Here is a 12627-nt window from a genome sequence, read left to right as displayed (position 1 = left end):
GCCGGGCGACAACGTGGCGCTGGTGGTGGAGCTGATCACCCCGGTGGCCATGGAGAAGGGCCTGCGCTTCGCCATCCGCGAAGGCGGCCGCACCGTCGGCGCCGGAACGATTACCGAGATTGTGCAGTAAGGGGAACACTATGGTCCGCGAACGCATCCGCATCCGCCTCAAAGCCTACGATTACCGCGTGCTGGACACCTCCACGCACGAGATCGTGGATACCGCCCGGCGCACCGGCGCCGAAATCGCCGGTCCGATTCCGCTGCCGACGGTGATCAACCGCTACACTGTGCTGCGTTCCCCGCACGTAGACAAGAAGAGCCGCGAGCAGTTCGAAATGCGCACTCATAAGCGGCTGCTCGATCTGCTCGAACCGACGCAGCAGACCATGGACGCGCTGATGAAGCTCGACCTGCCGGCGGGCGTGGACGTTGAAATCAAGGCCTTTGGAGCGAAGTAAGTAGAGAGACTCGTCATGGTGAACGGAATCTTAGGCAAGAAAATCGGAATGAGTGAGACCTACACCGCCGCCGGCGAGCGTGTGCCGGTCACGCTCATCCAGGCGGGTCCGTGTGTGGTGGTGCAGCGCAAGACCGCTGCCCGCGACGGGTACGAGGCCGTGCAGTTGGGCCTGATCGAGTTCACCCGTCCCTCGCGCCTCAGCAAGGCGGAGCTGCAGCGCTTCGAGGCCCACAATCTTCCGCCCTGCCGCTTCCTGCGCGAAGTGCCGGTTTCCGGCGAGGGCGAGGACGGCGCCAAGGTCGGCGACCAGGTGCTGGCGGAAATGTTCAAGCAGAGCGATTATCTGGATGTCGTGGGCGTCAGCAAGGGCCGCGGCTTTGCCGGCTTCATCAAACGTCATCATTTTGGTGGCGGTGCGGCCAGCCACGGCTCCATGTTCCATCGCGCACCGGGCTCGATTGGCGCCAGCGCGTTTCCGTCGCGTGTGCTCAAAGGCATGCGCGCGGCGGGCCACATGGGGCATGCGCGCGTCACCGTGCGCAACCTGCAAGTAGTCGCGGTGGACAGCGACGACAATGTGCTGGCCGTGCGCGGCGCCATTCCCGGGCCCAACGGCGGCTATCTGGTTTTGCGGCGCGCGGTGCAGCCCCCGCGCGAGCGCCGTGGCTTCGCCGGCATCGCCAACGTCAACCCGCTCAAGGTTTCCAAGAGAAAGTAGAACGTTATGCCGTCCATTGACGTCAAAAATCTCAATAACGAGAAGGTCGGCACGCTGGAGCTCGCCGAGGACGTGTTCGCGGCTCCGGTCAACGAGGAGCTGCTCTGGGAGGCCGTGCGCCATTACGGCGCCGCCCAGCGGCGCGGAACCCACAAGACCAAGGGGCGCGCGGAAGTCAGCGGCAGCGGCAAGAAGCTCTGGAAGCAAAAGGGCACTGGCCGCGCCCGCGTCGGCTCCATCCGGACCCCCCTCTGGCGCCATGGTGGTACGGTTCACGGCCCGCAGCCCCGTAGCTACGCTTGGGACATGCCCCGCAAAAAGCTGGCGGGCGCCCTGCGGTCGGCTCTGGCCGCCAAGTTGCGCGATGCCGAGCTGACGGTGGTCGACAGTTTCGCGCTTCCGGAAGCCAAAACCAAACTGCTCCGCGCCGCCCTCGACCGCCTCGAAGCCAGCAACTCGGCGTTGCTGATCGATGTCGCTCCCGACGCCGCCCTGGAGCGCAGTGCCCGCAATCTGGCCGAAGTCGAACTGCAGGCCGCGCGTGACATTCATCCCTGGCACCTCCTGCGCTACCAGCAGGTGGTGCTTACCAAACCCGCAATTGAAAAACTCCAGACGGCTGCCCGCCCCCGTCGCAAGGCGCAGACCGATCGACCGACAGACCGATAGACCGAGAGACCCTATGCGAACCCGATTCGAAGTCATCAAGCGCCCCATCATCACCGAGAAGGGCCTCGGCATGAAGGAGAAGCTGCGCACGCTGGTGTTTGAAGTGGATCCCGGCGCCAGCAAAGTCGAGATTCGCGAGGCCGTGCAGGCGGTCTTCAAAGTCAAGGTGGCCTCGGTGCGCACCGCGCAACTGCACGGCAAGGAGCGCCGCCGCGGGCGCATCGTGGGACGCCGTCCGGATTGGACCAAGGCCTATGTCACCCTGCGGCAGGGCGAAAAAATGCCCGAGTACGTGGAGAACGTTTGATCGAATTTGTAGGAATCCGCCATGCCCATTAAAACCTACCGGCCCAGCACTCCGACGCGCCGCTACCAGTCCGTGGTGGTGAGCGAGGAGATCTCGCGCGCCACGCCGCACAAGCCGCTGCTCGAGCCTCTGCGCCGCAGCGGCGGCCGCCGCAGCTCCGGCGACCTCACCATTTGGCATCGTGGCGGTGGCCACAAGCGCATGTACCGTGCCATCGACTTCAAGCGCGACAAGGCCGGCGTGCCGGCCGAGGTGGAGTCGGTCGAGTACGATCCCAACCGCAGCGCCCACATCGCGCTGCTCAAGTACCGGGATGGCGAGCGCCGTTACATCCTGCAGCCCGCCGGGCTCAAGGTGGGCATGCATGTCTCCAGCGGTCCGGATGCCGACATTCTGCTGGGCAACGCGCTGCCGCTGCGCAATATCCCGCCGGGCACTGCCGTCCACAACGTGGAGCTCCGGCCCGGCAAGGGCGGGCAGATGGTGCGCGCCGCCGGCGGCAGCGCCCAGTTGATTTCCAAAGAGGGCACCTACGCTCTGCTCAAGCTGCCCAGCGGCGAGACCCGCCGCGTGCTTGCCGATTGCATGGCCACCATTGGCTCGCTGGGCAACGTCGAGCACGAAGGCCGCACCCTTGGCAAGGCCGGCCGCTCACGCTGGCTCGGCCGCCGGCCTGTGAATCGCGGTGTCACCATGAACCCGGTCGACCATCCGCATGGCGGCGGCGAAGGCAAGACCAGTGGTGGCCGTCACCCCGTCACCCCCTGGGGCCAGCCCACGCGCGGCTTCAAGACCCGCAACAACAAACGTACCGACCGCTGGATCGTCAACCGGCGGCAGAAGAGGAAGTAGTCTATGGCCCGTTCGGTCAAAAAAGGCCCCTTCGTCGATGCGCACCTGGAAAAGCGCATCGCCGAACTCAACCGCCGCAACGAAAAGAAGGTTTACAAGACCTGGTCACGCCGTTCGACCGTGCTGCCCGAGTTTGTGGGCCATACCATTGCGGTCCACAACGGCAAGAAGTTCATTCCCGTCTACCTCACCGAAAACATGGTGGGGCACAAGCTGGGAGAGTTTTCCCCGACCCGAACCTTCAAGGGTCACTCGGTAAAAGTAGCCGCCACTCCGGAGAAAACCTCCGCCCCGGCACGTTAACCCGCTATGCCTGAAGCCAAAGCCATCCTCCGTCACGTCCGCGTCTCACCGCAGAAGGCGCGTCTGGTCGTCGATCTCATCCGTGGTCTGCGGGCCGAAGAGGCGTTGCACCGCCTGCGCTTCACGCGCAAGCAGATCGCCCTCGACGTCGCCAAGCTGCTGCAGTCGGCCATCGCCAATGCGACCGACAAGGGCGAAATGGATGTGGACGCTCTCTATGTTACCCGCGCCTTTGTGGACGAAGGGCCGCGCCAGAAGCGCATCCGCCCCGCTCCCATGGGCCGCGCCTATCGCTATCAGCGCCGCAGCGCGCACATTTCCATCTTTGTCGGCGAGCGTGGCTCGGCGGCATCGCCGGCGCGCCGCGTCGAGGCCGCGCCTGCGGCAGGAGCAGCGACTGGCGCCCCCGCCGCGACCGCGCAACCGGCCGCCAAAAAGCCTGCTCCGCGTCGTCCGGCAGCAAAAAAGAAGCCGGTGGCGAAAAAGCCGGCGGCTCAGAAACCGGCCGCCAAGAAACCGGCCGCCAAAAAGCCGGCCGCCAAAAAGACCACCTCCACCAGCAAGCCGAAAGGCGGCAAGTAAATGGGACAAAAAGTACATCCATACGGATTCCGCCTCGGCTTCGTCAAGCCCTGGAAATCACAGTGGTTTGCCACCCGCGACTACGCCAAGCTGTTGCTCGAGGATGTGCGCCTGCGGGACCGCTTGAAGAAGCGCCTGCGTGCCGCCGGAGTCAGCTCGATCGAGATCACCCGCCCCGGCAACAAGCTGCGCGTCATCATTCATACCTCGCGTCCCGGCATCATCATCGGCCGCAAGGGCAGCGAAATTGAAAAACTCAAGGCGGAACTCCAGAAGGAGACCAGCCGCGAAGTCTTCATCGACATCCAGGAAGTCCACAAACCAGAGCTTGACGCGCAATTGGTGGCCGAGTCGATTGCTTTGCAGCTCGAAAAACGCGTCGCCTTCCGCCGCGCCATGCGCAAGGCGGTCGATAGCGCCGTCCGCTTTGGCTGCAAAGGCATCAAGGTGCGCGTCTCCGGCCGGCTCAACGGCGCCGAGATCGCCCGCTCGGAGTGGTATCTGCAGGGCCGGTTGCCGCTGCACACCATGCGCGCCGACATTGACTACGGCACCGCCGAGGCGCACACCACCTACGGCGTCATCGGCGTCAAGGCCTGGACCTATAAGGGAGAAATCCTGCCCCAGAAGCGCCGCGTTTCCTCCGGAGCCTCGTTTTAACTGACAAACTGACATACTGACGAACTGAAAAACCATTATGTTGATGCCGAAGAAAGTGAAGTTCCGCAAGCAGCACCGCGGACGCATGTGTGGCAAGGCCTGGACCGGCGGATCCCTGTCGTTCGGCGATTTCGGCCTGAAGGCGATGGAGCCGGGCTGGGTGACCGATCGCCAGATCGAGGCCAGCCGCGTGGCCATGACCCGCTTTGTCAAGCGCGGCGGCAAAGTGTGGGTGCGCGTGTTCCCAGATAAGCCGGTGACCAAGAAGCCCGCCGAAACCCGTATGGGCAAGGGCAAGGGAGCTCCGGATCACTGGGTCGCGGTAGTTAAGCCCGGCCGCATTCTGTTTGAGATGGAAGGCGTGCCGGTAGCGCAGGCGCAGGAAGCCATGCGGCTGGCCTCGCACAAGCTCGCGCTGGCCACCCGCTTCGTGCGGCGCGGAGGTGAGGAATGAAGAACAACCCGATGGATCGGCTGCGGCAGATGGGTTCGCAGGAACTCGATGCCAAAGAGGCCGACCTGCGCGATCAGCTCTTCCGGCTGCGCTTCCAGATGTCTACCGGCCAATCCGAAAGCATCAAGAAGCTGCGCCAGATGCGGCGTGACATCGCGCGCGTCAAGGGTCTCATCGGCGAACGCGCCCGCGCGGAAGCTGCGGTCGCGCAGGGAGACAAACAATGACGGCGCCAGAAAATCTCCGGGCCGCCCGGCGCAACGAAAAGGTTGGCGCCGTGGTGTCCACCAAAATGGCCAAGACCGTGGTGGTCGAAGTGGTGCTGCAGAGCGCCCACGCCCTCTATCGGCGCGGCATCAAGCGGCATCACCGCTTTTACGCCCACGACGAAAAGGGCGAGTGTCATCTGGGCGACGTGGTGCGCATTCAGGAAACCCGTCCCCTGAGCAAGCTCAAGCGCTGGCGTCTGGTGGAAATTGTGCGCCACGCCACCGTCGCGCCCACCGCGGAAGAGGTCACCCGCGCGGTCGGCGCCGGTGAAATCGAGCGGGATACCAAGCGCCGCAAATCCAAGCCGGCCGCTGACACAGCTACGGAGGCCCAACCGAATAGCTAATAGCCAAGCGCTAATAGCTGCAAGGAGCTCTTTCTATGGTCCAAATGCGTACCATTCTCGCCGTCGCCGACAACAGCGGCGCGCGCAAGCTGCAGGTCATCCTGCCGCGGGGCGGATCCAGCGGGCTGCACGCCGGTTTGGGCGACGTGGTCACGGCGGCGGTCAAGGAGGCGGCTCCGGACGGCCAGGCCAAGAAGGGTACGGTGGTCCGTGTCGTGATCGTGCGCACCCGCAAGGAAACTCGCCGCCGCGACGGCACCTACATCCGCTTTGATCAAAACGCCGGGGTGCTCATCAATGAGACCGGCGAGCCGGTGGGCACGCGCGTATTCGGTCCCATCGCCCGCGAATTGCGGGAGAAGAAGTTCCTCAAGATTGTGTCGCTAGCACCGGAGGTGCTATAGAAAGGACCCTGAGGTGTTGCACTCATGAACATCCGCAAAGACGATCTCGTGAAAGTCATCGCCGGACGCGATAAAGGCAAGCAGGGCAAGGTCCTGCGCGTCTATCCCGACGAGAACCGCGTTCTGGTCGAACGCGTGATGATGATCAAGCGCCATACCCGTCCCAATCCGGATCACCAGATCAAGGGCGGCATCGCCGAACATGAATCGCCGATTGCCGTCTCCAGCGTCATGTTCGTCTGCCCGGAGTGCGGCCCGGTCAAGATGAAGCGTCTGCCCGCCGCGGCCGAGGGCCGCGCCGGCCGCCAGCGTGCCTGCAAAAAGTGCGGCCGCGTTTTCGATAAATAGGAGAATCCCTCATGCCTGCCCGGCTGCAAGAACGTTACGAAAAGGAAATCGCCCCCGCGCTCATGCACGAGTTTGGCCTGACCAACCGCATGGCCGTGCCCAAGCTCCACAAGGTGGTGGTGAATATGGGCGTCGGCCAGGCGACGCAGAACGCCAAGCTGATGGACACCGCGGTGGCGGAAATGGGCGCCATCTGCGGCCAGAAGCCGGTGGTGACGCGCGCCAAGAAAAGCATTGCCGCCTTCAAACTGCGCGAAGGCATGGCGGTGGGCTGTGCCGTCACCTTGCGCGGCGTCCGCATGTACGAGTTCCTCGACCGCCTGATGAATATTGTGCTGCCGCGCGTGCGCGATTTTCGCGGGGTGTCGCCCAAGAGCTTTGACGGCCGCGGCAACTACACCCTCGGCTTGCTCGATCAGACTATCTTCCCCGAAATTGACTACGCCAAGGTGGACCTGCCCAAAGGCATGAACGTCACCGTGGTCACCACCGCCCGCAACGATGAGCAGGCGCGCTCGCTGTTGCGGCAATTAGGCATGCCCTTCCGCGCCAACTAGGAGTTCCGATGGCCACTGCTGCCCGCGTCGCTAAGAATCGCAAGAAACCCAAATACGCCATCCGCCTGCGCCACCGCTGCCAGTTGTGCGGCCGTCCCCGCGCCTATCTGCGCAAATTCGGGCTCTGCCGGCTCTGCTTCCGTTCCCGCGCGCTGCGCGGCGAGGTCGCCGGCGTGACCAAGGCTAGCTGGTAATTGTGAGGTACTTCGCATGAGTTTGACTGATCCCGTCGCCGATTTGCTGACCCGCATCCGGAACGCCGTGCATGCCCATCACGCCAACCTGAATCTGCCCAGCTCGAAGCTCAAGCTCGAGATTGTGCGCATCCTGCAAAGCGAGGGGTACGTCGGCGAGTTCAAGCTGCAGGACGATAAGGGTCATCCCCGCATTCAGGTCGAGCTGAAGTACGGCCCCAACGATCAGCCGGTGATCAGCAACCTGCGCCGCATCTCGCAGCCCGGCTGCCGCGTCTACGTGGGTACGCACCAGATCCGGCCCGTGTTGGGTGGCATGGGCATTAGTATCCTTTCGACCCCGCGCGGGGTCATGACCGGCCGCGAGGCGCGCAAGCAGCGTGTCGGCGGCGAGCTGCTCTGTGAGGTCTGGTAACCATGTCACGTGTGGGTAAAAAACCGATAACTGTGCCGGCGAATGTGCAGGTGACGCTTGAACCCGGGCGCATCCAGACCAAAGGCCCGCGCGGCGTTATGACCGTGACGCTGCCGGAAGGCATCCGTCTGCTCCAGGACAAATCCGAGCTCGTGGCCGAACGCGCCGGCGAGCAGTACGCCGCCGTACACGGCCTGGCGCGCTCGCTGGTGGCCAACGCGGTATTTGGTGTCAGTCAGGGATTTCAGAAAGAGCTCGACATTGTTGGCGTCGGCTACCGCGCCGAGATGAAGGGCAAAAGCATCCTGGTGCTCAGCCTCGGCTTCAGCCATCAGATCGAGTACCCCGTTCCACCCACGGTGGCCGTGGCCGTCGATGCCAAGCAGACCCATATCACCATTTCCGGGGCCGACCGCCAGCAGGTCGGCCAGGTGGCCGCCGATCTGCGCGCCCTGCGCCCGCCCGACCCCTACAAGAACAAGGGCGTGCGCTATACCGGCGAGCGGCTCAAGAAGAAGGAAGGCAAGACCGGAGCCAAGTAGAGGCCCGGCGAGGAGCACAGTCACCATGATTCAGCCCAGCGCGAAAAATGAGCACCGCCGCATCCGCCAGCGCCGCGCCCGCCGCCATCTGGCGGGCAGCGCGCAGCGGCCCCGGCTGAGCGTCTTCCGCTCACTGCACCACATCTATGCCCAGGTCATCGATGACGATCAAGGCGCCACCCTGGCCTCCGCCTCCAGCCGTACGCTCGATCTGAAGTCGGGCGGCAATCGGGCTGCCGCCGAGGCCGTGGGCCGCGCCGTCGCCGAGCGCGCTCTCGCCGGCGGCATCTCCACCGTGGTCTTCGATCGCGGTGGCTACCCCTATCACGGCCGCGTCCAGGCGCTGGCCGAGGCGGCGCGCGCCGCCGGCCTCAAATTCTAAAAGGAACTACTCGATGCCCGCCATCAAAACCAGGCTCAACCCCGACCAGTACCAACTCAAAGATCAAGTCGTTTCGATCAACCGCGTGACCAAGGTCGTCAAAGGCGGCAAGAATCTCTCCTTCGCCGCTCTCGTCGTGGTCGGGGATCCGGGGGCCGGCGTCGTGGGCTACGGCAGCGGCAAAAGCAAAGAGGTTCCCAGCGCCATCCGCAAAGGCATCGAGTCGGCCAAGAAAAACCTGGTGCAAATCCACAAGCTGGACGTCACCATTCCCCATGCCGTGCTGGGCCGCTATGGCAGCGGCCGCGTGCTGCTCAAGCCAGCCCCGGCTGGAACCGGCGTCATTGCCGGTGGCGCCGTCCGCGCCGTCATGGAGGCGGCCGGAATCCCCAATGTGCTGACCAAGAGCATCGGCACCACCAATCCCCACAACGTCATCAAGGCCACCTTCGCCGCTCTGCAGCAATTGCGCGACAAGCAGCACGTCGCCGCGCTGCGCGGCAAGGCGGTCGAGGAAATCTGATATGCCTGCGCCAGCCACCATCCGCATCCAGTACTACCGCAGCGCCATCGGCCGCTCCTGGCGGCAGAAGGAGATTGTGCGCGGCCTCGGTCTGACCAAGCTCCAGCAGGTGGTCGAACGCCCCGACACGCCCGGGTTTCGTGGTATGGTCGCCAAAGCGCCGCATCTGCTCCGCATTCTGCCATCCGCCGGGAAGGAACCGTCACGATGAACCTCAGTCAGATTCACAAACCCGAAGGCGCGACCCATCCGCGCAAGCGCGTTGGTCGCGGTATGGGCTCCGGCCACGGCAAGACCTCGACCCGCGGACACAAGGGACAGCGATCGCGCTCCGGCCACCGCCTGCTGCGCGGCTTTGAGGGCGGGCAGATGCCCATCCATCGCCGCCTGCCCAAGCGCGGTTTCCACAATCTGTTCCGTAAGCGCTGGGCCATTGTCAATCTCGATCAGCTCGCGGGGCTGGGCGTGGCCGAAGTTTCCCCCAAACTGCTGCTCGACCGCGGCCTCATCCATCACGTCTACGATGGAGTTAAAATTTTAGGACGGGGCGAGCTCACGGCGCCGGTACAGGTTACCGCCCACGCCTTCACCGCCTCGGCGAAAGCCAAGATCGAAGCTGCCGGAGGCAAAGCGCACGTCCAAGCCTAGCGGCCGCGGGCAAACGGTCAGCCGATGAAGTTTGATTCCATAACCAATATCTTTAAGATCGCCGACTTGCGGAAGCGCGTGTTGTTTACGTTCTTCATCCTGTTCGTCTTCCGCATCGGCTCGCACATCCCCACCCCGGGCATCAACACGGCCCTTCTGGAGCAGTTCTTCAAACAGAACGCCGGTACACTGCTGGGCTACATCAACATGTTCAGCGGCGGCAACTTCAGCCAGATGACGGTGTTCGCCCTGGGCATCATGCCCTACATCACCGCCGCCATCATCCTCGAGCTGATGACGGTGGTCTGGCCCTACCTGGAAAAGCTCCAGAAAGAGGGCGAGCTCGGCCGCCGCAAGATCACCCAGTACACCCGCTGGCTGACGCTGATCCTGTCCATCTTCCAGAGTCTCGGCATCGCCTATACGCTGCAGAAGAATACTTTCAACGGCGCCGGCTTTGTCATCAGCCCCGGTCTCGGCTTTGTGGCCATGACGGTGCTCACGCTGACCACCGGCTCCATCTTCGTCATGTGGCTGGGCGAGCAGATTACCGATCGCGGCGTCGGCAACGGCATGTCGCTCCTGATCTTTGCAGGCATTATTGTTGGCTTGCCCTCCGCCATCGGCGATTTGTGGACTAAAGTACAAACCAACGTCTGGGGGCCGTTCACCGTCCCCGGCATGCTCATCCTGCTGGCCTTCATGCTCGCCGTGGTGGCCTTCATCGTCTGGGTAGAGCGCAGTGAGCGCCGCATTCCAGTGCAATACGCCAAGCGCGTGGTCGGCCGCAAGCTCATGGGCGGCCAGTCCACTCACCTGCCCATCCGGGTCAACAGCGGCGGCGTCATGCCGGTCATCTTCGCCGCCTCTATTCTGACCTTCCCCTCGACCGCGGTCATGCTGCCCTCGATCAAGAACAGCAAGGTCTTCGGCCCCATGCTTACGGCTCTTGGCTTCGGGGAGCCGCTGTATACGCTCATCTACGTCGTCGCCATCATCTTCTTCGCCTACTTCTACGTCTCCATCATCTTTAACCCGGTGGAAGTGGCCGACAATATGCGCAAGTACGGCGGCTTCATTCCCGGCATCCGTCCCGGCCGTCACACCTCCGAATACATCAACACCATCCTTACGCGCATCACCTTTGTGGGCGCCGTCTACCTGGTGCTGGTTTCGCTGGTGCCGCAGTTCATGATCACCGGAACCAAGTTCAACCACCTGCCCGGATTCCTGGGAACCTGGTTTGCCAACGCGCCGCCCTGGTTCTTGAACGGTCTGAACGTCAACTTCTACTTCGGTGGTGTATCGCTGTTGATCATTGTTGGCGTTGCCATGGATACAGTGCAGCAGGTCGAGGCGCAGCTCATCATGCGCCACTATGAGGGCTTTACCGCGCGTTCGTCGCGCATCCGAGGCCGACGCTCCTACTGGGCATGACGCCAACGGCAACACCAGTGCGCCGCCCTCCGGGCAGCGATGCCGGGCTGCCGCCCATAATTTTGCTGGGTGTGCCTGGGGCAGGCAAGGGAACCCAGGCCAAACGCCTGGTGGCGCGCTATCACATTCCGCAATTATCCACGGGGGACATGTTTCGTGAAATTGCCGCCTCCGGTTCGGAGGTCGGCAAACGCCTCTGGACAACTATGGACGCGGGCGAACTGGTTGCCGATGATCTGGTATGTGAGGTGGTCCGCGAGCGTATAAACCGCCCGGACTGTGCGCACGGCTACATTCTGGACGGGTTTCCCCGTACGCTGCCCCAGGCCGAATGGTACGTAACATTTCTGCACGGAGCCGCGGCGGGGAGGCCAGCCGACGGAAGGCCAGTGGAGCAACCCCTGCAGAGGCGGCGTGAGCCGATTGTGATTTATTTAACCGTCGGCTATAATGATCTGTACCGCCGGTTGCTGGGACGGAGGAGCTGCCCGAAGTGTGGGCGCATCTACAACGATTTTACCCAGCCTCCCCGCCAAGCGGGCGTGTGCGACCTCGACCAGACGCCGCTGGTGCAGCGCAAGGACGACGATCCTGCCGTCATTCGCGAGCGCCTCAGCGCCTACGAGCAGCAAACGCTGCCGCTGGTGAATTTTTTCCGCCATCGCGGATGTCTGCTGCAAATCAGCGGCGCCGAGGCGGTGGATCGTGTCAGTGAACGGATTTTTGCCGCTGTAGACAACGGATCGAGCTGCAGCGGCGCGATGGGAATGGAAACGACGGAGTGATTGCACGCCGCACACAGGCTGAGCTGGAAAAAATGCGCCGTTCAGGCCAGGTCCTGCACGAGGTCTTGCACCGCGTGCAGGCGCTCGTGCGCCCCGGCGCCAGCACCTGGCAGCTCGAAGAAGCGGCCGATGCCGCCATGCGCGAGCTGGGCGCTACCTCCGCATTCCGCGGCTATCACGGCTATCCCTGCGTACTCTGCGTCTCCGTCAACGAACAGGTCATTCATGGCATTCCCAGCCGCAAGCGCCTGCTGCAACCCGGCGATATCGTTTCGCTCGACTGCGGCGTGGTGGTCGACGGCTACTACGCCGATCATGCGGTGACGGTGATCGTGGGTGAGGCGGAAGCGGTGCCGGCGTCCCGCCGTAAGCTGCTGCAGGTCACCGAAGAAGCCCTGCAGGCCGGTATTGCGCAGGCACGCGCCGGCAATCATCTGGGCGATATTTCCCATGCCGTGCAGAGCTACGCCGAGGCTGCCGGCTTCGGCATCGTGCGCGAGTTCGTCGGCCACGGCATCGGCACCCACCTGCACGAGGATCCGCAGGTTCCAAACTTTGGCTCGGCCGGCTCCGGCCCCAAGCTCCGTCCCGGTATGGTGCTGGCCATCGAGCCCATGTTCAATCTTGGTGGTCCCGGCGTCGCAGTGCTGGCCGACGGCTGGACCGCCGTCACCACCGACGGCGAGGCCTCGGCCCATTTCGAGCATACGGTAGCGGTCACCGACAACGGCCCCTGGGTTTTAACCGGGGCCTAGCAGCGTTTACAGG

At 63.7% G+C, this 12627-nt stretch carries 25 protein-coding genes; all 25 read left to right on the top strand.

Annotated features, from left to right (window positions below; genetic code table 11):
* Positions 1-130 (top strand): elongation factor Tu (gene tuf, locus EPN33_02810; GenBank protein ID TAN24712.1); only part of this gene is annotated, 130 nt, incomplete at its 5' end.
* A 10-nt stretch (positions 131-140) separates the two neighbouring features.
* On the top strand, positions 141-461 hold the full coding sequence (locus EPN33_02805) for a 30S ribosomal protein S10 (GenBank protein TAN24711.1): 321 nt from the start codon (positions 141-143) through the stop codon (positions 459-461).
* 15 nt (positions 462-476) lie between these two features.
* On the top strand, positions 477-1181 hold the full coding sequence (locus EPN33_02800) for a 50S ribosomal protein L3 (protein TAN24710.1): 705 nt from the start codon (positions 477-479) through the stop codon (positions 1179-1181).
* A gap of 6 nt (positions 1182-1187) precedes the next feature.
* On the top strand, positions 1188-1850 hold the full coding sequence (locus EPN33_02795; GenBank protein TAN24709.1) for a 50S ribosomal protein L4: 663 nt from the start codon (positions 1188-1190) through the stop codon (positions 1848-1850).
* A gap of 13 nt (positions 1851-1863) precedes the next feature.
* Positions 1864-2157: a 50S ribosomal protein L23 gene (locus EPN33_02790; protein TAN24708.1), complete on the top strand. Its 294-nt coding sequence runs from the start codon at positions 1864-1866 to the stop codon at positions 2155-2157.
* 21 nt (positions 2158-2178) lie between these two features.
* The gene (locus tag EPN33_02785; protein TAN24707.1) at positions 2179-3009 is read left to right on the top strand and encodes a 50S ribosomal protein L2; all 831 of its coding nucleotides are present in this window, start codon (positions 2179-2181) and stop codon (positions 3007-3009) included.
* A 3-nt stretch (positions 3010-3012) separates the two neighbouring features.
* A complete protein-coding gene (locus EPN33_02780; protein ID TAN24706.1) occupies positions 3013-3312 on the top strand; it encodes a 30S ribosomal protein S19 in 300 nt (99 codons plus the stop codon).
* 6 nt (positions 3313-3318) lie between these two features.
* A complete protein-coding gene (locus EPN33_02775; GenBank protein ID TAN24705.1) occupies positions 3319-3894 on the top strand; it encodes a 50S ribosomal protein L22 in 576 nt (191 codons plus the stop codon).
* Complete coding sequence (locus EPN33_02770; protein ID TAN24704.1) at positions 3895-4554, top strand: 30S ribosomal protein S3; 660 nt, start codon at positions 3895-3897, stop codon at positions 4552-4554.
* A 37-nt stretch (positions 4555-4591) separates the two neighbouring features.
* On the top strand, positions 4592-5008 hold the full coding sequence (locus EPN33_02765) for a 50S ribosomal protein L16 (protein ID TAN24703.1): 417 nt from the start codon (positions 4592-4594) through the stop codon (positions 5006-5008).
* An 11-nt stretch (positions 5009-5019) separates the two neighbouring features.
* Positions 5020-5235 (top strand): 50S ribosomal protein L29, encoded by a 216-nt coding sequence (locus EPN33_02760; protein ID TAN24739.1) that lies wholly within the window; start codon positions 5020-5022, stop codon positions 5233-5235.
* Complete coding sequence (gene rpsQ, locus EPN33_02755) at positions 5232-5624, top strand: 30S ribosomal protein S17 (protein ID TAN24702.1); 393 nt, start codon at positions 5232-5234, stop codon at positions 5622-5624. Before EPN33_02760 ends, rpsQ begins: the two co-directional genes overlap by 4 nt.
* 35 nt (positions 5625-5659) lie before the next feature.
* Positions 5660-6028, top strand: a complete 369-nt coding sequence (locus EPN33_02750) for a 50S ribosomal protein L14 (GenBank protein ID TAN24701.1) — start codon at positions 5660-5662, stop codon at positions 6026-6028.
* A 24-nt stretch (positions 6029-6052) separates the two neighbouring features.
* Positions 6053-6376 carry a 50S ribosomal protein L24 gene (locus tag EPN33_02745; protein TAN24700.1) on the top strand — a complete coding sequence of 108 codons (324 nt, stop codon included), beginning with the start codon at positions 6053-6055 and terminating at the stop codon, positions 6374-6376.
* A gap of 11 nt (positions 6377-6387) precedes the next feature.
* Positions 6388-6933, top strand: a complete 546-nt coding sequence (locus EPN33_02740; GenBank protein ID TAN24699.1) for a 50S ribosomal protein L5 — start codon at positions 6388-6390, stop codon at positions 6931-6933.
* A gap of 8 nt (positions 6934-6941) precedes the next feature.
* Positions 6942-7127, top strand: coding sequence for a type Z 30S ribosomal protein S14 (locus tag EPN33_02735; protein ID TAN24698.1), 186 nt, complete (start codon positions 6942-6944; stop codon positions 7125-7127).
* A gap of 16 nt (positions 7128-7143) precedes the next feature.
* Positions 7144-7542 carry a 30S ribosomal protein S8 gene (locus tag EPN33_02730; protein TAN24697.1) on the top strand — a complete coding sequence of 133 codons (399 nt, stop codon included), beginning with the start codon at positions 7144-7146 and terminating at the stop codon, positions 7540-7542.
* A gap of 2 nt (positions 7543-7544) precedes the next feature.
* Entirely contained in the window at positions 7545-8084 is a 540-nt protein-coding gene (locus EPN33_02725) for a 50S ribosomal protein L6 (GenBank protein TAN24696.1), read from the top strand.
* A 25-nt stretch (positions 8085-8109) separates the two neighbouring features.
* The gene (locus EPN33_02720; GenBank protein TAN24695.1) at positions 8110-8466 is read left to right on the top strand and encodes a 50S ribosomal protein L18; all 357 of its coding nucleotides are present in this window, start codon (positions 8110-8112) and stop codon (positions 8464-8466) included.
* Positions 8467-8479: 13 nt separating this feature from the next.
* Positions 8480-8989 (top strand): 30S ribosomal protein S5, encoded by a 510-nt coding sequence (locus tag EPN33_02715; protein TAN24694.1) that lies wholly within the window; start codon positions 8480-8482, stop codon positions 8987-8989.
* Between the two features lies 1 nt (position 8990).
* Positions 8991-9200, top strand: coding sequence for a 50S ribosomal protein L30 (locus EPN33_02710; GenBank protein ID TAN24693.1), 210 nt, complete (start codon positions 8991-8993; stop codon positions 9198-9200).
* Entirely contained in the window at positions 9197-9637 is a 441-nt protein-coding gene (locus EPN33_02705; GenBank protein TAN24692.1) for a 50S ribosomal protein L15, read from the top strand. The genes EPN33_02710 and EPN33_02705 overlap by 4 nt, the downstream gene beginning before the upstream one ends.
* A gap of 24 nt (positions 9638-9661) precedes the next feature.
* On the top strand, positions 9662-11074 hold the full coding sequence (gene secY / locus EPN33_02700; protein TAN24691.1) for a preprotein translocase subunit SecY: 1413 nt from the start codon (positions 9662-9664) through the stop codon (positions 11072-11074).
* The gene (locus tag EPN33_02695; GenBank protein TAN24690.1) at positions 11071-11859 is read left to right on the top strand and encodes a nucleoside monophosphate kinase; all 789 of its coding nucleotides are present in this window, start codon (positions 11071-11073) and stop codon (positions 11857-11859) included. The genes secY and EPN33_02695 overlap by 4 nt, the downstream gene beginning before the upstream one ends.
* Positions 11856-12614 carry a type I methionyl aminopeptidase gene (gene map, locus EPN33_02690; protein ID TAN24689.1) on the top strand — a complete coding sequence of 253 codons (759 nt, stop codon included), beginning with the start codon at positions 11856-11858 and terminating at the stop codon, positions 12612-12614. Before EPN33_02695 ends, map begins: the two co-directional genes overlap by 4 nt.
* The last annotated feature ends 13 nt before the right edge of the window (positions 12615-12627 follow it).

The organism is Acidobacteriota bacterium (assembly GCA_004299485.1).
Taxonomy (GTDB): Bacteria; Acidobacteriota; Terriglobia; order Terriglobales; family SCQP01; genus SCQP01.
This window is presented reverse-complemented; position numbering and strand designations above follow the sequence as displayed.